The organism is Pseudomonas rustica (assembly GCF_018336155.1).
In the GTDB taxonomy this organism is placed as follows: domain Bacteria; phylum Pseudomonadota; class Gammaproteobacteria; order Pseudomonadales; family Pseudomonadaceae; genus Aquipseudomonas; species Aquipseudomonas rustica.
The window spans coordinates 364,457-388,300 of sequence record NZ_JAGYHF010000002.1 but is presented as its reverse complement, the minus strand read 5'-3'; the positions used below and the strand labels follow the sequence as shown (position 1 = coordinate 388,300).

At 57.9% G+C, this 23,844-nt stretch carries 19 protein-coding genes and 2 tRNA genes; 19 read left to right on the top strand and 2 right to left on the bottom strand.

The window, feature by feature from the left end; genetic code table 11:
• Positions 1-30: 30 nt before the first annotated feature.
• The 4 genes from dnaK to KFS80_RS04840 all read left to right on the top strand — a co-directional run bounded on the left by dnaK (position 31) and on the right by KFS80_RS04840 (position 5,000).
• Entirely contained in the window at positions 31-1,947 is a 1,917-nt protein-coding gene (dnaK, locus tag KFS80_RS04855) for a molecular chaperone DnaK (protein ID WP_158830202.1), read from the top strand.
• A 296-nt stretch (positions 1,948-2,243) separates the two neighbouring features.
• Positions 2,244-3,368, top strand: coding sequence for a molecular chaperone DnaJ (gene dnaJ / locus KFS80_RS04850; protein WP_053117020.1), 1,125 nt, complete (start codon positions 2,244-2,246; stop codon positions 3,366-3,368).
• A 9-nt stretch (positions 3,369-3,377) separates the two neighbouring features.
• Positions 3,378-4,184 carry a 4-hydroxy-tetrahydrodipicolinate reductase gene (gene dapB, locus KFS80_RS04845; protein ID WP_053117021.1) on the top strand — a complete coding sequence of 269 codons (807 nt, stop codon included), beginning with the start codon at positions 3,378-3,380 and terminating at the stop codon, positions 4,182-4,184.
• 78 nt (positions 4,185-4,262) lie between these two features.
• Positions 4,263-5,000 (top strand): PmeII family type II restriction endonuclease, encoded by a 738-nt coding sequence (locus KFS80_RS04840; protein ID WP_212544101.1) that lies wholly within the window; start codon positions 4,263-4,265, stop codon positions 4,998-5,000.
• A gap of 41 nt (positions 5,001-5,041) precedes the next feature.
• On the opposite strand, the gene KFS80_RS04835 is transcribed toward KFS80_RS04840, so the two are convergent.
• A complete protein-coding gene (locus KFS80_RS04835; protein ID WP_053117023.1) occupies positions 5,042-6,457 on the bottom strand; it encodes a DNA cytosine methyltransferase in 1,416 nt (471 codons plus the stop codon).
• Positions 6,458-6,745: 288 nt separating this feature from the next.
• Here KFS80_RS04835 and carA point away from each other — a divergent pair, with 288 nt between their 5' ends.
• The 4 genes from carA to KFS80_RS04815 all read left to right on the top strand — a co-directional run bounded on the left by carA (position 6,746) and on the right by KFS80_RS04815 (position 12,142).
• The gene (carA, locus tag KFS80_RS04830; RefSeq protein ID WP_053117024.1) at positions 6,746-7,882 is read left to right on the top strand and encodes a glutamine-hydrolyzing carbamoyl-phosphate synthase small subunit; all 1,137 of its coding nucleotides are present in this window, start codon (positions 6,746-6,748) and stop codon (positions 7,880-7,882) included.
• 126 nt (positions 7,883-8,008) lie between these two features.
• Positions 8,009-11,230: a carbamoyl-phosphate synthase large subunit gene (gene carB, locus KFS80_RS04825; RefSeq protein WP_053117025.1), complete on the top strand. Its 3,222-nt coding sequence runs from the start codon at positions 8,009-8,011 to the stop codon at positions 11,228-11,230.
• 2 nt (positions 11,231-11,232) lie between these two features.
• Positions 11,233-11,709, top strand: a complete 477-nt coding sequence (gene greA, locus KFS80_RS04820; RefSeq protein WP_053117947.1) for a transcription elongation factor GreA — start codon at positions 11,233-11,235, stop codon at positions 11,707-11,709.
• Between the two features lie 28 nt (positions 11,710-11,737).
• Complete coding sequence (locus KFS80_RS04815; RefSeq protein WP_053117026.1) at positions 11,738-12,142, top strand: hypothetical protein; 405 nt, start codon at positions 11,738-11,740, stop codon at positions 12,140-12,142.
• 9 nt (positions 12,143-12,151) lie between these two features.
• On the opposite strand, the gene KFS80_RS04810 is transcribed toward KFS80_RS04815, so the two are convergent.
• Complete coding sequence (locus KFS80_RS04810) at positions 12,152-12,460, bottom strand: YhbY family RNA-binding protein (RefSeq protein WP_053117027.1); 309 nt, start codon at positions 12,458-12,460, stop codon at positions 12,152-12,154.
• Positions 12,461-12,561: 101 nt separating this feature from the next.
• On the opposite strand from KFS80_RS04810, the gene rlmE reads away from it, so the two are divergent.
• The 11 genes from rlmE (at position 12,562) to infB (ending at position 23,699) form a co-directional block, all read left to right on the top strand.
• A complete protein-coding gene (gene rlmE, locus KFS80_RS04805; RefSeq protein WP_053117028.1) occupies positions 12,562-13,191 on the top strand; it encodes a 23S rRNA (uridine(2552)-2'-O)-methyltransferase RlmE in 630 nt (209 codons plus the stop codon).
• A gap of 203 nt (positions 13,192-13,394) precedes the next feature.
• Positions 13,395-15,305, top strand: a complete 1,911-nt coding sequence (ftsH, locus tag KFS80_RS04800; protein WP_053117029.1) for an ATP-dependent zinc metalloprotease FtsH — start codon at positions 13,395-13,397, stop codon at positions 15,303-15,305.
• Between the two features lie 8 nt (positions 15,306-15,313).
• On the top strand, positions 15,314-16,165 hold the full coding sequence (gene folP, locus KFS80_RS04795; protein WP_212544100.1) for a dihydropteroate synthase: 852 nt from the start codon (positions 15,314-15,316) through the stop codon (positions 16,163-16,165).
• A 16-nt stretch (positions 16,166-16,181) separates the two neighbouring features.
• A complete protein-coding gene (gene glmM, locus KFS80_RS04790) occupies positions 16,182-17,519 on the top strand; it encodes a phosphoglucosamine mutase (protein WP_053117031.1) in 1,338 nt (445 codons plus the stop codon).
• 65 nt (positions 17,520-17,584) lie between these two features.
• Positions 17,585-18,340 carry a triose-phosphate isomerase gene (gene tpiA, locus KFS80_RS04785; RefSeq protein ID WP_053117032.1) on the top strand — a complete coding sequence of 252 codons (756 nt, stop codon included), beginning with the start codon at positions 17,585-17,587 and terminating at the stop codon, positions 18,338-18,340.
• Between the two features lie 4 nt (positions 18,341-18,344).
• Complete coding sequence (gene secG / locus KFS80_RS04780) at positions 18,345-18,731, top strand: preprotein translocase subunit SecG (protein ID WP_016986497.1); 387 nt, start codon at positions 18,345-18,347, stop codon at positions 18,729-18,731.
• A 22-nt stretch (positions 18,732-18,753) separates the two neighbouring features.
• Positions 18,754-18,839 (top strand) — tRNA-Leu (locus KFS80_RS04775).
• Positions 18,840-18,936: 97 nt separating this feature from the next.
• Positions 18,937-19,013, top strand: a tRNA-Met gene (locus tag KFS80_RS04770).
• A 139-nt stretch (positions 19,014-19,152) separates the two neighbouring features.
• Entirely contained in the window at positions 19,153-19,611 is a 459-nt protein-coding gene (rimP, locus tag KFS80_RS04765; RefSeq protein ID WP_008088338.1) for a ribosome maturation factor RimP, read from the top strand.
• Between the two features lie 47 nt (positions 19,612-19,658).
• Complete coding sequence (gene nusA, locus KFS80_RS04760; protein WP_053117033.1) at positions 19,659-21,140, top strand: transcription termination factor NusA; 1,482 nt, start codon at positions 19,659-19,661, stop codon at positions 21,138-21,140.
• A gap of 27 nt (positions 21,141-21,167) precedes the next feature.
• Positions 21,168-23,699: a translation initiation factor IF-2 gene (infB, locus tag KFS80_RS04755; protein ID WP_159812897.1), complete on the top strand. Its 2,532-nt coding sequence runs from the start codon at positions 21,168-21,170 to the stop codon at positions 23,697-23,699.
• The last annotated feature ends 145 nt before the right edge of the window (positions 23,700-23,844 follow it).

Below are 23,844 nucleotides of genomic sequence, written 5' to 3'. Positions count from 1 at the left end.
ATCCAAATCCAAAGTTTCGGGAGAGTTAACATGGGCAAAATTATCGGTATCGACCTGGGGACCACCAACTCCTGCGTCTCCGTGCTGGAAAACGGCAAAGCAAAAGTTATTGAAAACGCTGAAGGCGCGCGTACCACGCCGTCGATCATCGCTTACGCCAACGATGGCGAAATCCTGGTAGGTCAGTCGGCCAAGCGTCAGGCTGTGACCAACCCGCACAACACTCTGTACGCAGTTAAGCGTCTGATCGGTCGTCGTTTCGACGAAGAAGTTGTGCAGAAAGACATTCAGATGGTGCCGTACAAGATCGCCAAGGCTGACAACGGCGACGCTTGGGTTGAAGTGAACGGCCAGAAAATGGCGCCGCCACAAATCTCGGCTGAAATTCTGAAGAAGATGAAGAAGACCGCCGAAGACTACCTCGGCGAGCCAGTGACTGAAGCGGTCATTACCGTTCCGGCCTACTTCAACGACAGCCAGCGTCAGGCGACCAAAGACGCCGGCCGCATCGCGGGTCTGGACGTAAAACGTATCATCAACGAACCAACCGCAGCCGCTCTGGCTTACGGTATGGACAAGGCCAAGGGCGATCACACCGTGATCGTTTATGACCTGGGTGGCGGTACTTTCGACGTCTCCGTGATCGAAATCGCTGAAGTTGACGGCGAGCACCAGTTCGAAGTGTTGGCCACCAACGGTGACACGTTCCTGGGCGGTGAAGACTTTGACATTCGTCTGATCGACTACCTCGTCGACGAATTCAAGAAAGAAAGCGGCATGAACCTCAAAGGTGACCCGCTGGCGATGCAGCGCCTGAAAGAAGCCGCTGAGAAAGCCAAGATCGAACTGTCCTCGAGCCAGTCGACCGACGTTAACCTGCCGTACATCACTGCAGATGCGACCGGTCCTAAGCACCTGAACGTGAAAATCTCGCGTGCCAAGCTTGAAGCACTGGTTGAAGACCTGGTTCAGCGCACCATCGAACCTTGCCGCATCGCCATGAAAGACGCTGGTCTGGACGTTGGCGCGATCAACGACGTGATTCTGGTCGGTGGTCAGACCCGTATGCCGCTGGTACAGAAGCTGGTAACCGATTTCTTCGGTAAAGAAGCACGTAAAGACGTGAACCCGGACGAAGCTGTTGCCATGGGTGCTGCGATTCAGGGCGCTGTTCTGGCCGGTGACGTGAAAGACGTTCTGCTGCTCGACGTCAGCCCGCTGACCCTGGGTATCGAAACCATGGGTGGCGTGATGACCGCGCTGATCGAGAAAAACACCACGATTCCTACCAAGAAATCGCAAGTGTTCTCGACTGCCGACGACAACCAGGGCGCTGTGACCATTCACGTGCTGCAGGGTGAGCGTAAGCAAGCCACTCAGAACAAGTCCTTGGGCAAGTTCGACCTGGCGGACATTCCACCTGCTCCACGTGGCGTGCCACAGATCGAAGTAACCTTCGACATCGACGCCAACGGCATCCTGCACGTCGGCGCGAAAGACAAGGCTACCGGCAAGACTCAGTCGATCGTGATCAAGGCCAACTCCGGTCTGTCCGATGACGAAATTCAGCAAATGATTCGTGATGCTGAAGTCAACGCGGAAGAAGACCGCAAGTTCGAAGAACTGGCCGCTGCCCGTAACCAGGGTGATGCACTGGTTCACTCGACTCGCAAAATGGTTGCTGACGCGGGCGACAAAGTCACCGCCGAAGAGAAGACTGCGATCGAAGCGGCTGTGGTTGCTCTGGAAGCCGCTGTCAAAGGCGACGACAAGGCTGCTATCGAAGCGAAGGTTGAAGAGCTGTCGAAAGTCTCCGCTCCGGTTGCTCAGAAGATGTACGCCGAACAGGCTCAGCCAGCTGATGGCGCAGCCCCGCAAGGCGAATCGGCTGAGAAGGCTGACGACGTTGTCGATGCAGAGTTCGAAGAAGTCAAAGACCACAAGTAAGTTGTTGGTCGGCCGGTTGACTGCCTTCGGGCAGTGACTGGTAGGATGTCGCCGCGCGGGAGCTAGCTCCCGCGTTGGCGTATCTGGAATACGCGAATTTTTACAGCATGCGACAACGTTCGGATGCTGGCGGTATGGCCGGGAATGCTCCTGCTTTTCGCGCCGCAAGTACCGCAGAATCAAAGACCAGGATCGTTGAATTGACGTGAGTTGGGTCCGGGCCTGTATTGGGGCTCAACGAGTTTGGCGATCCTCAGGAGGGGTTTGCCGGACGTCCTCAAGAGTGCAGAAGACTTATGGCAAAGCGTGACTATTACGAAGTGTTGGGTGTTGAGCGTGGCTCAAGCGATGCAGACCTGAAGAAGGCCTACCGTCGTCTGGCGATGAAGCATCACCCGGACCGTAATCCCGATGACAAAGCGTCGGAAGAACTGTTCAAAGAGGCCAACGAGGCCTACGAAGTGCTGTCCGATTCCAGCAAGCGTGCGGCTTACGACCAGTACGGTCATGCCGGCGTTGACCCAAGCATGGGCGGCGGCGGTGCCGGTTTTGGCGGTCAGAACTTCTCTGACATCTTTGGCGATGTCTTCAGTGATTTCTTCGGTGGCGGTCGCGGCGGTGGTCGTGGCGGCGCTCAGCGTGGCAGTGATCTGCGCTACACCCTGGAGCTGAATCTGGAAGAAGCGGTGCGCGGCACGTCGGTGAATATCCGCGTTCCGACACTGGTCAACTGCAAGCCGTGCGACGGTTCGGGTGCCAAGAAAGGCTCCTCGCCATCGACGTGCCCGACCTGCGGCGGCATCGGTCAGGTGCGCATGCAGCAAGGCTTCTTCTCGGTGCAGCAAACCTGCCCGCGTTGCCATGGCCAAGGCAAGATCATTTCCGATCCGTGCGATTCCTGCCACGGTGACGGTCGCGTTGAAGAGTACAAAACCCTGTCGGTCAAAGTACCGGCCGGCGTCGACACCGGCGACCGCATTCGTCTGTCCGGCGAAGGCGAAGCGGGTACGCAGGGCGGCCCGACGGGCGATCTGTACGTGGTCATCAACGTGCGCGAGCACGACATCTTCCAGCGTGACGGCAAGCATCTGTTCTGCGAAGTGCCGATCAGCTTCGTCGACGCAGCATTGGGCGGTGAGCTGGAAATCCCGACCCTCGACGGTCGCGTCAAACTGAAAATCCCTGAAGGCACCCAGACCGGCAAGCAGTTCCGTGTGCGTGGCAAAGGTGTAGCGCCGGTGCGTGGCGGCGGTGCAGGCGATCTGATGTGCCGCGTTGCGGTCGAAACGCCGGTGAATCTGAACCGTCGTCAGCGCGAACTGCTGGAAGAATTCCGCAGCTCGCTGGCCGACGACAACAGCCATTCACCGAAAACCACCGGTTGGTTTGACGGTGTGAAGCGCTTCTTCGGCGATCTGTAAGGAGTCGGCATGCGACGTATAGCTGTGATGGGCGCTGCTGGGCGCATGGGTAAGATTCTGGTCGAAGCCGTGCAGCAGCGCGCGCCGCTGACCGGTTTGACCGCTGCCGTGGTGCGTCCGGGCAGCACGTTGATCGGCGTCGATGCCGGTGAGCTGGCTTCGCTGGGTCGTATTGGCGTGCCGCTGTCCGCTCATATCGAAGCCGTGGCTGAAGAGTTCGATGTATTGATCGACTTCACCCTGCCCGAAGTGATGCTGAAAAATCTGGCGTTCTGCCGCAAGGCAGGCAAAGCCATGGTCATCGGTACCACCGGGCTGGACGCGGCGCAGAAGCAATTGCTGGCCGATGCCGGGAAAGATATCCCGATCGTGTTTGCCGCCAACTTCAGCGTCGGGGTCAACCTGTCGCTGAAATTGCTCGAGATGACCGCGCGGGTGCTGGGCGATGAGGCTGACATCGAGATCATCGAAGCTCATCACCGGCACAAGATCGACGCGCCTTCGGGTACCGCGCTGCGCATGGGCGAAGTGATTGCCGATGCGCTGGATCGTGATCTGCAGAAGGTTGCGGTCTATGGGCGTGAAGGCCACACCGGTGCGCGTGAGCGGGAAACCATCGGTTTTGCCACGGTTCGCGGCGGTGATGTGGTCGGCGATCACACCGTGCTGTTTGCCTGTGAGGGCGAGCGTCTGGAAATCACCCACAAGGCTTCCAGCCGCATGACCTTCGCCAAGGGCGCGGTGCGTGCTGCGCTGTGGCTCGACGGCCGTGAGCCGGGCCTGTATGACATGCAGGATGTGCTCGATCTGAAGTAATTCGATCGTGAAAAAAACAAGGCGCGTAAAGCGCCTTTGTTTTGTCTGAAGTTTCAATTTTTGAAAGGAATGCAACGGATGCAACCATTGGATCTGGCCGATGTGGCCAAGTACGTCGAAGACAATATCGGCACGTTTCACCAGAAGCGCCTCGACAGCCTGTCGCGGTTGAAGCTCAAGAGTGTGCTCAAGCGCAAGAATCCCTACATGTTCAAAGCCAAGGACATGCAGACGGCGGAGCAGATCGTTCGCGGGATTGTTGATGCGCACGTGTCCTCTAACGAGGAAACCCTGTTCGGCGATTGGCTGGAAGGGCTGGCGATCTTCATCAATGGCAAGACCTATGGAGGCTGGAAGTCAGCGGTCGCCGGTGTTGATCTGGAGTTTGATAAAGACGGGCGCCGTCATCTGGTCGCGATCAAGTCCGGGCCGAACTGGGGCAACAGCTCGCAGATCACCCAAATGCGCACCAACTTCAAAACGGCGCAGCGGACATTGCGTACCAGCCAGTCCGGCCTGAACATCGTTGCCGTCAACGGTTGCTGCTACGGGCGTGATAACAATCCGGACAAGGGCGACTACAGCAAACTCTGCGGGCAGCGTTTCTGGGAGTTTATCTCGGGCGACCCGGATCTGTTTGTCGAGCTGATCGGGCCGCTGGGCTTTAAGGCGCACGAGCGTAATGCCCAATTCCAGGACTCGTACACGCAACTGGTCAACCAGTTCACGGAAGAATTCACCCGCGAGTTTTGCAACGATGAGGGTGCGATCCAGTGGGATCGTCTGGTACGCCTCAACTCTTCAAGCGATGAGTGAGGCGTGAGGCTTGAGGGAGCAGACGCTCCCTCGGCAGTGAATCAGGCCAGTTCCAGGTCGAATTGGAGCTTCTTCTTCTGCTGCTCGAACACTTGCAGCCAGTCGTTGTGCGACGTGGCCTGGTAGCGCGAGAAGCGGAAGTCCTGCGGCGGTGCCTGATCGGTGCCGCTGAGCAGGTCGCGAATCAACTTGCCGACCGCATGGCCGAGGCTGACCGGTACGGCGTTGCCGACCTGTTTGTATTGCTCGATCAGCGGGCCGGCCAGTTGCCAATCGTCCGGAAACTCCTGGATGCGTTTGTATTCTTGAATCGACAGCGGGCGATCCTCTTCCGGGTGCGCGAGGTCGGTGGCCGGCATGGCTGGGTGGGTGACCAGCGTCGGCGAGGGTTTTTCCCAATGCAGACGGCGCAGGAAACCGGTTTTGCCGCCGCCGGAGAAATACGACTTACCGAGGGCTTCTTGCTGCAAGTCCGGAGTCAGGCTGCGCCAGTTCTGTCCGGCGGTGAGCATGCGGTAGTACTTGAGGCGTTTTTCCGGGAAGTTCAGGTGCGTGTGCTGATCCAGACCGACCAGTGCGCCGCGCAGCTTGTTCCACACCGGCAGGCCGTGGGAGCCGTCTTCGGAGTGAGTTGGCGTCAAGAACGGCGCTTCTTTGCCATCGCGGGAGCAGACAATGATGACCCGTTCGCGAATTTGCGGCGTGCCGAAATTCGCTGAGTTGTACAGGTTGAACGTGCAGGTGTAGCCGGCACGTCGCAGCACGCTGATGACGAAGTTGAGCGCGCCGCCCTTCATTTCGTCGAGGGACAGATCGGGGAATTCGCTGCCGCGCTGATTGTGCGGGCGATGATCCATCGGGCACGACAACAGCCCGCGCACGTTCTCGATCACGATGAAGCGTGGGCGAATTTCCAGTGCCAGATCGATGTACTTGAGGAAGGCGTTGCCGCGATCATCATTGAACGCCTTGCGCTTGCCGGCGGTGCTGAAGGCCTGGCAGGGCGGGCCGCCGACGATCAGGTCGACGTCTTCGGCGCGCACCTGTGCGGCTTCCAGCACTTGCTCGGCGGTGCAGTCATTGATGTCACCGAGCAGGGCGGTGTTGGGGCGATTCAGGGTGATGGTCTGGCGGCAATGCTTGTTCGATTCGCAGGCCAGGCGGATATCGAAACCGGCCTTTTCCAGGCCGAGATCGAGGCCCATGGCGCCGGAGAAAAAGCTCAGAGCGATAGGTTTGCGCTCGCTCGACGACGTCTGCACGGCGTAAGCAGGGTGATCTTGTGCAATCATATGTGCGGTTCGGAGCCCGTAATTTTTTAAGCTGGCGTGGTCGATGATCCAGGTGTTACCGATCTTTTCGGACTGGAGGTCGCCGTTGCGGCAAAGGGTTCTGACCCGTTGCGTACTGACATTCAGCAGCGTGGCGGCGTCAGCGATGCTGATGTGGGTACTCATTCAGGGTTTCTTGCTCGAAACTTGAGATGGGTACCTATTCTAGAGAGGGGTGAAGGGGTGTCAACCGTGCCATCACCGTGGTCGCGCGTCGCCATGCCTTTATAAGGCGAGTTTGTGTGTGTTTCGCCCTTCCGAAATCGAGGTCTTTCCTGTAAGCTACAGCTTTAGTGTGTCCACTAAAAGCGCGCAGAATAATTCAGTGAAGAAGCGGGGTGACGTGTCCATACGTCACTCCGCTTTTTTACAACCTGCGATTGCCCCTTCATGCTTTATTTACGGGAGGTCTTCTTGACTAAGCCAGCCATACTCGCCCTTGCTGATGGCAGCATTTTTCGCGGCGAAGCCATTGGAGCCGACGGTCAGACCGTTGGTGAGGTGGTGTTCAACACCGCAATGACCGGCTATCAGGAAATCCTTACCGATCCTTCCTACGCCCAACAAATCGTTACCCTGACTTACCCGCACATCGGCAACACCGGCACCACGCCGGAAGACGCCGAGTCCGACCGCGTCTGGTCCGCTGGTCTGGTCATTCGTGACCTGCCGCTGGTAGCGAGCAACTGGCGTAACACGATGTCCCTGTCCGATTACCTGAAAGCCAACAACGTTGTGGCAATCGCCGGTATTGACACCCGCCGCCTGACCCGCATCCTGCGTGAAAAAGGCGCACAGAACGGCTGCATCATGGCCGGCGACAACATCTCCGAAGAAGCTGCGATCGCTGCTGCGCAAGGCTTCCCGGGCCTGAAGGGCATGGATCTGGCGAAAGTCGTCAGCACCAAGAAGCAATACGAATGGCGCTCGACTGTCTGGGATCTGAAGACCGACAGCCACGCGACCATCGAAGCCTCCGAGCTGCCTTACCACGTGGTTGCCTACGATTACGGCGTCAAGGTCAACATCCTGCGCATGCTGGTCGAGCGCGGCTGCCGCGTCACCGTCGTACCTGCCCAGACCCCAGCTGCTGATGTGCTGGCGCTGAAGCCGGACGGCGTGTTCCTGTCCAACGGCCCGGGTGACCCGGAGCCTTGCGACTACGCGATCAAGGCGATCAAGGAAGTCCTGGAAACCGAAATTCCGGTATTCGGCATCTGCCTCGGTCACCAACTGCTGGCTCTGGCCTCCGGCGCCAAGACCCTGAAAATGGGCCACGGCCACCACGGTGCCAACCACCCGGTGCAGGATCTGGACACTGGCGTTGTGATGATCACCAGCCAGAACCACGGTTTCGCGGTAGACGAAGAAACCCTGCCAGCCAACGTGCGTGCGATCCACAAATCGCTGTTCGACGGCACCCTGCAAGGCATCGAGCGCACCGACAAGAGCGCGTTCAGCTTCCAGGGTCACCCTGAAGCGAGCCCGGGCCCGAACGACGTCGCGCCACTGTTCGACCGCTTCATCAACGAGATGGCCAAGCGACGCTAAGCGTTCGCCTTGAGACTGTAGAGAGAAGCCCCTCGAGGGCGGCCCCGGCACCGGCGGCCCCCTCGGGACTTCAGAAATCGATCAAGACGGCTTGCCGACTGACCTGCGGATTTGAGTGACAAACCCATGCCAAAACGTACAGACATTAAAAGCATCCTGATTCTCGGCGCTGGCCCGATCGTTATCGGCCAGGCCTGCGAATTCGACTACTCCGGCGCCCAGGCCTGTAAAGCCCTGCGCGAAGAGGGCTACCGCGTCATCCTGGTGAACTCCAACCCGGCCACCATCATGACCGACCCGGACATGGCCGACGCGACTTACATCGAGCCGATCAAGTGGCAGACCGTTGCCAAGATCATCGAGAAAGAGCGTCCGGACGCCGTGTTGCCAACCATGGGCGGCCAGACTGCTCTGAACTGCGCCCTGGACCTGGAACGCGAAGGCATTCTGGAGAAGTTCGGCGTAGAAATGATCGGCGCCAACGCCGACACCATCGACAAGGCTGAAGACCGTTCGCGTTTCGACAAGGCGATGAAATCCATCGGCCTGGCGTGCCCGCGTTCCGGTATCGCCCACAGCATGGAAGAAGCCAACGCGGTTCTCGAAACCCTCGGCTTCCCGTGCATCATTCGTCCGTCCTTCACCATGGGCGGCACCGGTGGTGGCATCGCCTACAACCGTGAAGAGTTCGAAGAAATCTGCGCCCGCGGTCTCGACCTGTCGCCGACCAAAGAGCTGCTGATCGACGAATCGCTGATCGGCTGGAAAGAATATGAGATGGAAGTTGTCCGCGACAAAAAGGACAACTGCATCATCGTCTGCTCGATCGAAAACTTTGACCCGATGGGCGTGCACACCGGTGACTCGATCACCGTGGCTCCAGCACAAACCCTGACCGACAAGGAATACCAGATCCTGCGTAACGCCTCCCTGGCGGTACTGCGCGAGATCGGCGTCGAGACCGGCGGTTCCAACGTGCAATTCGGTATCTGCCCGGACACTGGCCGTATGGTCGTGATCGAAATGAACCCGCGCGTATCGCGTTCCTCGGCGCTGGCTTCGAAAGCCACCGGTTTCCCGATCGCCAAAGTCGCGGCCAAACTGGCTGTGGGCTACACCCTCGACGAACTGTCGAACGACATCACCGGCGGCAAAACCCCGGCGTCCTTCGAGCCGTCGATCGACTACGTCGTCACCAAGCTGCCGCGCTTCGCCTTCGAAAAATTCGCCAAGGCTGACGCGCGCCTGACCACTCAGATGAAGTCGGTCGGCGAAGTCATGGCCATCGGCCGTACCTTCCAGGAATCCCTGCAGAAAGCTCTGCGCGGTCTGGAAGTAGGCGTTTGCGGTCTGGACGAGAAGCTCGACCTGAGCAACCCGGAAAGCATGAGCGTGCTCAAGCGTGAACTGACCGTGCCGGGCGCCGAGCGCATCTGGTACGTGGCAGACGCTTTCCGCGCCGGCATGACCGTCGAAGAAATCTTCGCGATGAACATGATCGACCCTTGGTTCCTGGTACAGATCGAAGATCTGATCAAGGACGAAGAAAAGGTCAAGACTCTCGGTCTGTCCGCGATCGACCGCGACGTGATGTACAAGCTCAAGCGCAAAGGCTTCTCCGATCAGCGTCTGGCCAAGCTGCTGGGTGTGACCGAGAAGAACCTGCGGACTCACCGTCACAAGCTGGAAGTGTTCCCGGTCTACAAGCGCGTTGACACCTGCGCCGCCGAGTTCGCCACCGACACCGCTTATCTCTATTCGACTTACGAAGAAGAGTGCGAAGCCGCGCCGTCGGGTCGCGACAAGATCATGATTCTGGGCGGTGGCCCGAACCGAATCGGCCAAGGTATCGAGTTCGACTACTGCTGCGTTCACGCTGCCCTCGCACTGCGCGAAGACGGCTACGAAACCATCATGGTCAACTGCAACCCGGAAACTGTTTCCACTGACTACGACACCTCCGACCGTCTGTACTTCGAATCGGTAACCCTCGAAGACGTGCTGGAAATCTGCCGCGTCGAGAAGCCGAAAGGCGTGATCGTCCAGTACGGCGGCCAGACTCCGCTGAAACTGGCTCGCGCTCTGGAAGCCGCCGGCGTGCCAATTATCGGCACCAGCCCGGACGCGATCGACCGTGCCGAAGACCGTGAGCGTTTCCAGCAAATGGTTGAGCGCCTGAACCTGCGTCAGCCGCCAAACGCCACCGTGCGCAGCGAAGACGAAGCAATTCGTGCCGCCAGCAAGATCGGTTACCCGTTGGTCGTACGCCCATCCTATGTACTGGGTGGCCGCGCGATGGAAATCGTTTACGAAGAAGAAGAACTCAAGCGCTACCTGCGTGACGCGGTGAAAGTGTCCAACGACAGCCCGGTGCTGCTCGACCACTTCCTCAACTGCGCCATCGAAATGGACGTGGATGCAGTCTGCGACGGCAAAGACGTCGTCATCGGCGCGATCATGCAGCACATCGAACAGGCTGGCGTTCACTCCGGTGACTCCGCGTGCTCGCTGCCGCCGTACTCGCTGCCTGCGCACATCCAGGACGAGATGCGCGAACAGGTCAAGAAAATGGCCCTGGAACTGGGCGTTGTCGGCCTGATGAACGTACAGTTGGCGCTGCAAGGCGAAGACATCTACGTCATCGAAGTCAACCCGCGCGCTTCCCGTACCGTACCGTTCGTGTCGAAGTGCATCGGTGTTTCCCTGGCCATGATCGCTGCCCGCGTGATGGCTGGTAAAACCCTGAAAGAAATCGGCTTCACCAAAGAAATCATCCCGAACTTCTACAGCGTGAAAGAGGCGGTCTTCCCGTTCGCCAAATTCCCTGGCGTTGACCCGATCCTCGGCCCAGAAATGAAGTCGACCGGTGAAGTGATGGGCGTCGGCGACACCTTCGGTGAAGCATTCGCCAAAGCCCAGATGGGCGCGAGCGAAGTGCTGCCGACCGGCGGTACTGCGTTCATCAGCGTACGTGACGACGACAAGCCATTGGTTGCAGGCGTGGCCCGTGATCTGATCAACTTGGGCTTCGAAGTGGTTGCCACTGCCGGTACTGCCAAGCTGATCGAAGCCGCAGGTCTGAAAGTGCGCCGTGTGAACAAGGTGACCGAGGGTCGTCCGCACGTGGTCGACATGATCAAGAATGACGAAGTCACGCTGATCATCAACACTACCGAAGGTCGTCAGTCGATCGCTGATTCGTACTCCATTCGTCGTAATGCCTTGCAGCACAAGATCTACTGCACCACTACCATTGCTGCTGGCGAAGCTATCTGTGAAGCGCTGAAGTTCGGTCCGGAAAAGACCGTGCGCCGCTTGCAAGATCTACACGCAGGATTGAAGGCATGAGCATAACCAAATACCCAATGACTGTTCAGGGCGCCAAAGCCCTGGAAGAAGAACACACTCACCTGACCAAGGTCGTCCGTCCGAAGCTCAGCCAGGACATCGGTACGGCTCGCGAGCTGGGTGACTTGAAGGAAAACGCTGAATACCATGCCGCGCGCGAACAGCAAGGCATGGTCGAGGCGCGGATTCGTGACATTGAGGGCCGGATTCAGAATCAGGTCATCATTGATGTCACGTCGATCCCGCACACTGGCAAAGTGATTTTCGGCACGACCGTGGAAATCGCCAACGTCGAGACGGATGAGCGCGTTACTTACCACATCGTGGGTGAGGACGAGGCTGACTTCAAACTCGGCAAGATTTCCGTCGGTTCGCCACTGGCTCGCGCCTTGATTGCCAAGGAAGAGGGTGATGTGGTGGCGGTTAAAACGCCTGGTGGCGTGATCGAGTACGAGATTGTCGAAGTCCGTCACATCTGAAAAAGGGCGCCCGCTGCACGCGGGCGCCATGCTTTGGCAACTGACCCAGATGTTATGGGTCGGCGGTCTATGGCTAATTCATCTCGGTTTGCAGCCGGCACTGGGCAAAATTGGCCTGGCGCCGCTGCTGATCGATGAAGTAGCCGCTGCATTTGAAGTGCTGGTGGTGGGATTCGCTGCCGCTTGCGTGATATTTCAGGCTTTGGTGCTGGTACAGGCCGAAGGCCTTGCCAGTCTATGGCGGGATTTTCGCGGGCAGGTGCTGCTGATGGCGTTGTACGCGTGCGCGATGTTTGTCGCAGTGCGTGTCGGCTGGCCGGAGGCGCAGCGCTGGCAGGAATTCAGTTTTCTGATTCTGGGCTTTTCCGGTTTGATACTGGTAATGCAACCGGTGCCGGGGTGGAGTGTCAGGGTGCGCGAAGCACACCCTTGACCCCTGTCATCACTTGAAGCGATGAACGTTCGACAGCTGCTTGTTGGCGCTGAAGTTCTTGCGATACACCAGTGCCATCTTGCCGATGACCTGTACCAGATCCGCTTTGCCGACCTTGCACAGCTCTGCGATTTGCGCCAGGCGCGCTTCGCGATCAAGTATGGTGAGCTTGATCTTGATCAGCTCGTGATCCGCCAATGCACGTTCAAATTCGGCTAACACACCTTCAGTCAAACCATTGTCGGCTACCGTCAAAACGGGTTTCAGATGGTGGCCAATGGATTTGTACTGTTTCTTCTGCTCTTGAGTGAGCGGCATAATCTGACCCTTTCGTCTGGATTCTGTAAAATGGCGGCCATTTTACCCGAGGGCTCGTGGATCCGCCCAATTAATCACGACCCTAATTATCGAGGTGCCCAATGGCGCGTTCCAAGACAAGCCTTGGTTGGCTGAAAAGACATGTTAATGACCCGTATGTGAAGCAGGCCCAGAAGGATGGCTACCGCTCGCGTGCGAGTTACAAGCTTCTGGAAGTCCAGGAGAAGTACAAGCTGATCCGTCCCGGCATGAGCGTTGTCGACCTGGGCGCAGCGCCTGGCGGCTGGTCGCAGGTCACCAGCCGGTTGATCGGCGGTCAGGGGCGTCTGATCGCCTCGGACATTCTGGAAATGGACAGCATTCCGGACGTGACCTTCATTCAAGGTGACTTCACCGAGGATGCGGTGCTCGCGCAGATCCTTGAGGCGGTAGGTAATTCGCAGGTGGACCTTGTGATTTCCGATATGGCCCCCAATATGAGTGGTACGCCCGAAGTGGACATGCCCAAAGCCATGTTTCTTTGTGAACTGGCGCTAGACTTGGCGGAGCGAATCCTCAAGCCGGGCGGTAATTTTGTAATCAAGATTTTTCAGGGTGAAGGGTTCGATACCTACCTGAAGGATGCTCGCAAGAAGTTCGACAAGATCCAGATGATCAAGCCGGACTCTTCTCGAGGCACCTCCCGCGAGCAATACATGCTGGCTTGGGGTTACCGCGGGCGTAGTGAGTAAAACGGAGTTTTTTTGGCGAGGTGATAGGTTTTTCGTATTTCGCCCCGAGCGCATTAGCGAATATTGTGTAGAAAGTGTTTCACAAAGGGTTACAGACGGCGCCTGCCAGAGCCGTAGGTAATGTAGTAAGTTAGGCCGGTGAATATCATGCGAAGCGCGCGCCAGTAGCGGAGCTTGCTTCAGAGGGTAGTTAATTGAACGATATGGCAAAGAATCTGATCCTGTGGTTGATCATCGCGGCTGTCCTGGTGACAGTGATGAACAACTTCTCCAGCCCTAACGAGCCGCAGACCCTCAACTATTCCGACTTCATCCAGCAGGTCAAGGATGGCAAGGTCGAACGCGTAGCGGTTGATGGCTATGTGATTACCGGCAAACGCAATGACGGCGACAGCTTCAAGACCATTCGTCCGGCGATTCAGGACAATGGCCTGATCGGCGATCTGGTCGACAACCACGTTGTGGTTGAAGGCAAGCAGCCTGAACAGCAAAGCATCTGGACCCAGCTTCTGGTGGCCAGCTTCCCGATCCTGGTGATCATCGCGGTGTTCATGTTCTTCATGCGCCAGATGCAGGGCGGTGCCGGCGGCAAGGGCGGGCCGATGAGCTTCGGCAAGAGCAAGGCGCGCCTGCTCTCCGAAGATCAGGTAAAAACCACGTTGGCTGACGTTGCCGGTTGCGACGAAGCCAAGGAAGAAGTGGGCGAGCTGGTTGAATTCCTCCGTGATCCGGGCAAGTTCCAGCGCCTGGGCGGTCGTATTCCTCGCGGTGTGCTGATGGTCGGTCCTCCGGGTACCGGTAAAACCTTGCTGGCCAAGGCGATTGCCGGCGAAGCCAAAGTGCCGTTCTTCACCATTTCCGGTTCTGACTTCGTCGAGATGTTCGTCGGTGTCGGTGCCAGCCGTGTGCGTGACATGTTCGAGCAGGCGAAGAAACACGCGCCTTGCATCATCTTTATCGACGAAATCGACGCCGTCGGCCGCCATCGTGGCGCCGGCATGGGTGGCGGTCACGATGAGCGTGAGCAGACTCTCAACCAGTTGCTGGTTGAGATGGACGGCTTCGAAATGAACGACGGCATCATTGTTATCGCTGCAACCAACCGTCCTGACGTACTCGACCCTGCGCTGCTGCGTCCGGGCCGTTTCGACCGTCAGGTTGTGGTCGGTCTGCCGGATATCCGTGGTCGCGAGCAGATCCTCAAAGTACACATGCGCAAAGTGCCAATGGGTGACGACGTCGCTCCGGCCGTGATCGCACGTGGTACTCCGGGCTTCTCCGGTGCTGACCTGGCTAACCTGGTCAACGAAGCGTCGCTGTTCGCTGCACGTAGCGGCAAGCGCATCGTCGAGATGAAAGAATTCGAACTGGCCAAAGACAAGATCATGATGGGCGCCGAGCGCAAATCGATGGTCATGTCCGAGAAAGAAAAGCAGAACACTGCTTATCACGAAGCGGGCCACGCCATTGTGGGTCGCGTCGTGCCTGAGCATGATCCGGTCTACAAGGTGTCGATCATCCCGCGCGGTCGTGCGCTGGGTGTGACCATGTTCCTGCCGGAAGAAGATCGCTACAGCCTGTCCAAGCGCGCACTGATCAGTCAGATCTGCTCGCTGTACGGCGGCCGTATTGCTGAAGAAATGACCCTGGGCTTCGACGGTGTTACCACCGGTGCTTCCAACGACATCATGCGTGCCAGCCAGATTGCACGGAACATGGTGACGAAATGGGGCCTGTCGGAAAAACTCGGTCCGCTGATGTACGCCGAAGAAGAGGGCGAAGTGTTCCTCGGTCGCGGCGGTGGTGGTCAGGCTGCCAGCTTCTCTGGTGAGACTGCCAAGCTGATTGACTCCGAAGTGCGCAGCATCATTGATCAATGCTACGGCACGGCCAAGCAGATCCTCACGGACAACCGTGACAAGCTCGATGCCATGGCTGACGCTCTGATGAAGTACGAAACGATCGATGCTGAACAGATCGACGACATCATGGCCGGTCGCACACCTCGCGAACCTCGCGACTGGTCGGGTGGCACGGGTACACCGCCGCCGCCTCCGGTTGTTCAGGATGAGCGTCCGGAAACACCGATTGGCGGTCCGGCTGCTGACGTTTAAGGTTTGAAATGACTTTTGCACAGTCCCTGACCCGGTTGCCTTGCGGCAACCGGGTTCTTGATTTGGCCCATACGCATGTCATGGGCATTCTCAATGTCACTCCCGATTCCTTTTCCGATGGCGGCCGATACAGCCAGCTCGACGCGGCCCTGCGCCACGCCGAAGTCATGGTCGCCGCCGGTGCGACGCTGATCGATGTCGGCGGTGAGTCGACCCGACCCGGTGCGCGTGCAGTTTCGCCGCTGGAAGAGCTTGAGCGCGTCGCGCCGATCGTTGAGCTGATCAATCGCGAACTTGATGTAGTTATTTCAGTTGATACCTCGACGCCCGCGGTGATGCGCGAAACGGCTCGTCTCGGTGCTGGCCTGATTAACGATGTCCGTTCATTGCAGCGTGATGGTGCTCTGGATGCGGCAGCGGCAACTGGTTTGCCGGTGTGCCTGATGCATATGCTGGGTGAGCCTGGCGATATGCAGGACAATCCGCACTATCAGGATGTCACTCGGGAAGTCGGTGAGTTTCTCGCCGAGCGCATGACGCAATGTGCGGCTGCCGGTATTCCTGCCGAGCGAATCATTCTCGACCCGGGATTTGGCTTCGCCAAAACCCTGCAGCACAATCTAAGCTTGTTCAAGCACATGGAGGCCCTGCATGCGTTGGGCCGGCCGCTGCTGGTGGGCGTTTCTCGTAAAAGCATGATCGGGCAGGCGCTGAATCGTCCTGTCGGTGAGCGGCTGCACGGCGGTTTGGCACTGGCGGCACTGGCGTCGCTGAAAGGTGCGCGTATATTGCGTGTCCATGATGTGGCCGAAACGGTAGACGTGGTGCGGATGCTCGCGGCCGTGGAATCAGCTGAATAAGAATGATGGAGCACTTATGAGCAAGAAATATTTTGGTACTGACGGCATTCGTGGTCGAGTCGGTGAATACCCGATTACCCCTGACTTCATGCTCAAGCTTGGCTGGGCTGCCGGCATGGCGTTCCGCAAGATGGGTGCCTGCAAGGTGCTGGTCGGCAAGGACACGCGGATTTCCGGCTACATGTTCGAATCGGCGCTTGAAGCCGGCCTGACTTCGGCGGGTGCCGATGTGATGCTGCTGGGCCCGATGCCGACGCCCGCGATCGCTTACCTGTCGCGTACGTTCCAGGCTGAAGCAGGCATCGTGATCAGTGCGTCGCACAATCCACACGACGATAACGGCATCAAGTTCTTCTCCGGCAAAGGCACCAAGCTACCAGATGAGCTGGAGTTGATGATTGAAGAGCTGCTCGATACGCCGATGACGGTGGTTGAGTCGAGCAAGATCGGCAAGGTGTCGCGTATCAACGACGCCTCCGGTCGCTACATCGAATTCTGCAAAAGCAGTGTGCCGACCGGTACCAGCTTCTCCGGGCTGAAAATTGTTATCGACTGCGCCCACGGTGCGACCTACAAGGTAGCGCCTAGCGTGTTCCGCGAGCTGGGTGCTGAAGTGGTGGTGCTGTCGGCGCAACCTAATGGCTTGAACATCAACGACAACTGCGGCTCGACCCATATGGGCCAGTTGCAGGCGGCGGTGCTGGCTGAGCATGCTGATCTGGGTATTGCCTTCGACGGTGACGGTGACCGGGTTCTGATGGTCGATCACACCGGTGCCATCGTTGATGGTGACGAGTTGTTGTTCATCATCGCCCGTGACCTGCATGAGCGCGGCAAGCTGCAGGGCGGCGTAGTCGGTACACTGATGAGCAACCTGGGTCTTGAGTTGGCGCTGGCGGAGCTTTCAATTCCGTTTATCCGTGCCAATGTCGGTGACCGCTATGTGATTGCTGAATTGCTCGAACGCAACTGGCTGGTCGGTGGTGAAAATTCGGGGCACATCGTTTGCTTCAATCACACCACGACCGGTGATGCGATCATCGCGGCGTTGCAAGTGCTGATGGCGCTCAAGACCCGTAACGAAGGTCTGGCGCAAAGCCGTCAGGCGCTGCGCAAGTGCCCTCAAGTGCTGATCAACGTGCGTTTTGGCGGCGGCGATAATCCGCTGGAGCATCCTGCTGTCAAGGAAGCCAGTGCGCGTGTAACCCAGGCAATGGCGGGTCGTGGTCGTGTGCTTTTGCGCAAGTCCGGGACAGAGCCTCTGGTGCGCGTCATGGTCGAAGGCGAGGACGAAACCCAGGTTCGCAGCTACGCCGAAGAACTGGCAAAACTGGTAACTGAAGTTTCTGCCTGATTCGGCTTGCAAGGCATGATTGTGTTGGGTAACATCTGCGCCCACTTTGACCGACGAGGTACAGCATGCGTCGCCCTATGGTAGCTGGTAACTGGAAGATGCACGGTACCCGCGCCAGCGTCGCTGAGCTGATCAACGGCCTTCGTCATCTGGCCTTGCCAAGCGGTGTTGATGTCGCGGTATTCCCGCCTTGCTTGTATATCAACCAAGTGGTTGATGGCTTGAAAGGTAAATCGATTTCGGTCGGTGCGCAGAATTCTGCGGTGGAATCCATGCAAGGTGCATTGACCGGTGAAATTGCACCGAGTCAGTTGGTGGATGCAGGTTGTTCCCTTGTGCTTGTCGGGCACTCCGAACGCCGCCAGATCATGGGCGAGCGAGACGGGATGCTGAATCGCAAGTTCGCAGCGGCACAGGCGTGTGGCTTGATTCCGGTGTTGTGTGTAGGGGAAACCCTCGAGCAGCGCGAAGCCGGTAAAACTCTTGAGGTTGTCGGGCGTCAGCTGGGCAGCATCATCGAGGAGCTGGGTGTTGGTGCTTTTGCAAAAGCAGTCATTGCTTACGAGCCTGTCTGGGCCATTGGCACCGGACTGACTGCAACGCCGCAACAGGCGCAGGATGTGCATAAAGCCATTCGCGAGCAGTTGGCGGCAGAGAATTCTGAAGTCGCACGAGGTGTGCGGCTTCTATACGGCGGCAGCGTGAAGGCGGCCAATGCGGTCGAACTGTTCGGCATGCCGGATATCGATGGGGGGCTCATTGGTGGGGCTTCCCTGAATGCAGATGAGTTCGGTGCGATCTGTCGCGCCGCGGGAAACTGAAAAAATGCTGGAAACAGTCGTAGTCGTTTTTCATCTGCTGGGTGCATTGGGCGTAGTTGCTCTGGTTTTGCTGCAGCAGGGTAAGGGTGCGGACGCTGGCGCGTCTTTCGGAGCAGGTGCTTCAAATACTGTGTTCGGAAGCCAAGGTTCCTCTACCTTTCTTAGTAAGTTTACTGCTATACTTGCCGCCGGTTTCTTCATAACCAGCTTAGGGTTAGGTTACTTTGCTAAAGAGAAAGCTCATCAGCTGACTCAAGCAGGTTTGCCAAACCCGGCAGTGTTGGAAGTACCTAAGCAACAACAACCGGCTTCTGATGATGTCCCGGTGCTTCAAGAGCAAAAGTCGGCTACTCCAGCGACTGACGTACCTCCAGCTCAAGAGCAGAAGTAAGAAGGGTTTCAAACGTAGTTTTGCCGAGGTGGTGGAATTGGTAGACACGCAACCTTGAGGTGGTTGTGCCCATAGGGTGTAGGGGTTCGAGTCCCCTTCTCGGTACCAATTAGTCAGGAGAGCCCGCTGTTGCGGGCTTTCTTGCAGGTGGAAGGTTACATTGACCCTATAAGGGATCGGTCGTATACTTCCGCCCCAGCTTTGTCGCGGGGTGGAGCAGTCTGGTAGCTCGTCGGGCTCATAACCCGAAGGTCGTCGGTTCAAATCCGGCCCCCGCAACCAGTTTAAGGAGCCCCTTTTCAGGGGCTTTTTGTTAGCTGGACACTTTCAACGCCGCTGTTCGACGGCGTTTCAAGGATGGGCGTTTCGCCCATTTTTTTATTTTGCAAAGCATGCACATATCATGCACTAGGGGGTTCAGGTGTCGAGCAAGCTAGAAGAGTTGCAGGCCTTGCTGGCCCCGGTGGTCGTGGCCCTGGGCTATGAATGCTGGGGTATCGAGTTTTCGGCTCAGGGTCGTCACTCGATGTTGCGCGTTTATATCGATAAAGAGGGTGGCGTGCTGGTGGACGATTGCGCCATTGTCAGCCGTCAGATCAGTGGTGTGCTGGATGTTGAAGATCCAATCACCGTTGAATACACCCTTGAAGTTTCCTCGCCTGGCATGGAGCGCCCACTGTTCACTATTGAGCAGTTCGCCCAGTTTGTCGGTGAACAAGTGAAGATCAAGCTGCGCTCGCCTTTTGAAGGTCGACGCAACTTTCAGGGCCTTCTGCGCGGTGTAGAAGAACAGGATGTCGTGGTGCAGGTAGACGACCATGAATTCCTGTTGCCGATCGATATGATCGACAAGGCCAACATTATTCCCAGTTTTGACTGAGACGCGGATCCCGCGGATCCAATGGCTTGCGAAAGGCGAGGCGTACGATGAGCAAAGAAGTACTGCTGGTTGTTGAGTCGGTATCCAATGAAAAGGGCGTACCGGCAAGCGTAATTTTTGAAGCGCTGGAGCTGGCTTTGGCCACTGCTACCAAAAAGCGTTTTGAAGACGAAGTTGACCTGCGTGTGGAAATTAACCGCCACACCGGGGCATACGAAACTTTCCGTCGCTGGACGGTCGTCGAAGAGAATGATCTCGACGATCCGGCCATCGAAACCTGGCCGAGCAAGGTTGCTGAAACGCATCCGGGTGCCAACGTTGGCGACGTCGTCGAAGAAAAGATCGAATCCATCGAGTTCGGCCGCATTGCTGCACAGACTGCCAAGCAAGTCATCGTGCAGAAAGTGCGTGAAGCCGAGCGCGCTCAAGTGGTCGACGCTTATCGCGAGCGCCTGGGAGAAATCATCTCCGGCACCGTGAAAAAAGTCACCCGCGACAACGTGATCGTCGATCTGGGTAACAACGCTGAAGCGTTGCTGGCCCGTGAAGACATCATTTCTCGCGAAACCTTCCGTGTCGGCGTGCGTCTGCGTGCGCTGCTCAAGGAAATCCGCACCGAGAACCGCGGCCCGCAGCTGATCCTGTCGCGTACCGCGCCGGAAATGCTGATCGAGTTGTTCCGCATCGAAGTGCCGGAAATTGCTGAAGGCCTGATCGAAGTAATGGCAGCGTCCCGTGATCCGGGTTCGCGCGCCAAGATCGCCGTCCGCTCCAAGGACAAACGCATTGACCCACAAGGTGCTTGCATCGGTATGCGCGGTTCGCGCGTCCAGGCAGTGTCGGGTGAGTTGGGCGGTGAGCGTGTTGATATCGTTCTTTGGGACGACAACCCGGCTCAGTTCGTGATCAACGCCATGTCCCCGGCTGAGGTTGCGGCAATTATCGTTGACGAAGATGCCCACGCAATGGACATCGCCGTTGGCGCAGACAATCTGGCTCAGGCCATCGGTCGCGGTGGTCAGAACGTGCGTCTGGCCAGCCAGTTGACTGGCTGGACCCTGAACGTGATGACCGAATCGGACATCCAGGCTAAGCAGCAAGCAGAAACCGGCGACATCCTGCGCAACTTCATCGACGAGCTGGAAGTCGACGAAGACCTGGCTCAGGTGCTGGTAGATGAAGGCTTCACCAGCCTGGAAGAGATTGCCTACGTACCGGTGGAAGAAATGCTCAACATCGACGGCTTTGACGAAGATACCGTCAACGAGCTTCGCGCTCGTGCCAAGGATCGTTTGTTGACCAAAGCCATCGCTACTGAGGAAAAGCTGGCAGACGCCCATCCGGCCGAAGACCTGCTCTCGCTTGAGGGTATGGACAAGGATTTGGCGATGGAACTGGCGGTGCGCGGCGTAATTACCCGCGAAGACCTGGCCGAGCAGTCTATTGACGACCTGCTCGACATCGACGGCATTGACGATGATCGTGCCGGCAAGTTGATCATGGCCGCCCGAGCCCACTGGTTCGAGTAATTAGGCGCGGCCTGAGGAGAGAAGTGCATGACGCAAGTCACGGTGAAACAACTGGCCGATGAGGTCAAAACACCGGTAGAGCGCCTGTTGCAGCAGATGCGTGAGGCAGGTCTGCCGCACACCGCCGCCGAAGAAAATGTGACTGACAGTGAGAAGCAGTCCCTGCTGACTCACTTGAAAAGCAGCCACAAGGCGAAAGTGGAAGAACCACGCAAGATCACGCTGCAGCGTAAAACCACCAGCACCCTGCGTGTTGCTGGCAGCAAAAGCATCAGCGTTGAAGTCCGCAAAAAGAAAGTTTTCGTACAGCGCAGCCCGGAAGAAATCGAAGCCGAGCGCAAGCGTGAACTGGATGAGCGTCGCGCAGTAGAAAATGCTGCCCGTCAGAAGGCTGAAGAAGAAGCCAAGCAACGCGCCGAAGTAGAAGCGCGTAACCAGCCTGCTGCTGCGCAGAACGCTAATAGCGCCCCTGCTGCTGCGCCGGTTGCCGCTGCCGAACCTGTACGCGAAAGCGCACCGGTCGCTGCCGCTGCTCCAGCGCCGTCTGCCGAAGTTCGCAACAAGCAGAACGAACAGCGCCGTCCGGACAAGCCACGTGCTGACGATAACAATCGTCGCAGCGGTGGCGGTGATGGCGAGCGCAAAAACGCTCCGCATCGCGCCTCGGTCAAAGAAAAAGCGCCGGCTCCACGTGTGGCGCCACGCACTACCGACGAAGAAAGCGATGGCTTCCGTCGTGGTGGTCGCGGCAAGGCCAAGCTGAAGAAGCGCAACGCTCACGGTTTCCAGAGCCCAACCGGCCCTGTCGTGCGTGATGTGCAGATCGGCGAGACCATCACTGTTGGCGATCTCGCCAATCAGATGTCGGTCAAGGCTGCTGAAATCATCAAGTTCATGTTCAAACTGGGTACCCCAGCGACCATCAACCAGGTGCTTGATCAGGAAACTGCTCAGCTGGTAGCCGAAGAACTGGGCCACAAAGTGACCCTGGTCAGCGACACCGCCCTGGAAGATTCCTTGGCCGAGTCCCTGAAGTTTGAAGGTGAGTCGTTCTCCCGTGCACCAGTCGTGACCGTAATGGGCCACGTTGACCACGGTAAAACGTCCCTGCTCGACTACATCCGTCGTGCCAAGGTAGCTGCTGGCGAAGCCGGTGGTATCACCCAGCACATCGGTGCATACCACGTTGAAACCGAACGCGGCATGGTCACCTTCCTCGACACCCCGGGTCACGCTGCGTTTACCGCAATGCGTGCTCGTGGTGCCAAGGCGACTGACATCGTGATCCTGGTGGTTGCAGCGGACGACGGCGTGATGCCGCAGACCATTGAAGCTGTTCAGCACGCGGTAGCGGCTGGCGTTCCACTGGTTGTAGCGGTGAACAAAATCGACAAGCCGGGCGCCGATCTCGATCGCATCCGTAGCGAACTGTCGGTTCACGGCGTGACCTCCGAAGAGTGGGGCGGTGATACGCCGTTCGTTCCGGTTTCGGCGAAAGTCGGTACTGGCGTGGACGAGCTGCTGGAAGCCGTTCTGCTGCAAGCTGAAGTTCTCGAACTGAAAGCAACTCCATCGGCTCCTGGCCGTGGCGTTGTGGTTGAATCGCGTCTCGACAAAGGTCGTGGCCCGGTTGCAACCGTTCTGGTTCAAGACGGTACCCTGCGCCAAGGCGACATGGTCCTGGTCGGTTCGAACTATGGCCGCGTGCGCGCCATGCTCGACGAGAACGGCAAGCCAATCAAAGAAGCCGGTCCTTCCATCCCTGTCGAGATCCTCGGCCTGGACGGTACCCCGGACGCCGGCGACGAGATGAGCGTTGTTGCTGACGAGAAGAAAGCCCGTGAAGTGGCTCTGTTCCGTCAAGGCAAGTTCCGCGAAGTCAAACTGGCTCGCGCTCACGCCGGCAAGCTGGAAAACATCTTCGAAAACATGGGTCAGGCAGAGAAGAAGACGCTCAACATCGTCCTCAAATCCGACGTCCGTGGTTCGCTGGAAGCGTTGAACGGTGCCTTGAATGGCCTGGGCAACGACGAAGTACAAGTGCGCGTAGTAGGCGGCGGCGTGGGTGGTATCACCGAATCCGACGCTAACCTGGCACTGGCTTCCAACGCTGTTCTGTTCGGCTTCAACGTGCGTGCCGATGCTGGCGCACGGAAGATCGTCGAGCAGGAAGGTCTGGATATGCGTTACTACAACGTGATCTACGACATCATCGAAGACGTCAAGAAAGCCCTGACCGGTATGCTCGGCAGCGATGTTCGCGAGAACATCCTGGGTATCGCCGAAGTGCGTGACGTGTTCCGTTCGCCGAAGTTTGGCGCGATCGCTGGTTGCATGGTGATCGAAGGTGTTGTGCACCGTAACCGTCCAATCCGCGTACTGCGTGAAGACATCGTTATCTTCGAAGGCGAGCTGGAATCCCTGCGCCGCTTCAAGGATGACGCTTCCGAAGTACGTGCCGGCATGGAATGCGGTATCGGCGTTAAGAGCTACAACGACGTTAAAGTCGGCGACAAGATCGAAGTCTTCGAGAAGGTTCAGGTTGCTCGCAGCCTCTGACTCGCGCACTTCAGGAGCCGTGATGGCCGGCCGCACTCAAGGGTGTGGCGCATCACAAGGACTCTAAACGCAACGCCCGGTCTGGCATTTGTCAGGCCGGGCGTTTGCCGCTTTCAGACCTTGCGGGTTTCACCGCAGGGCAGTA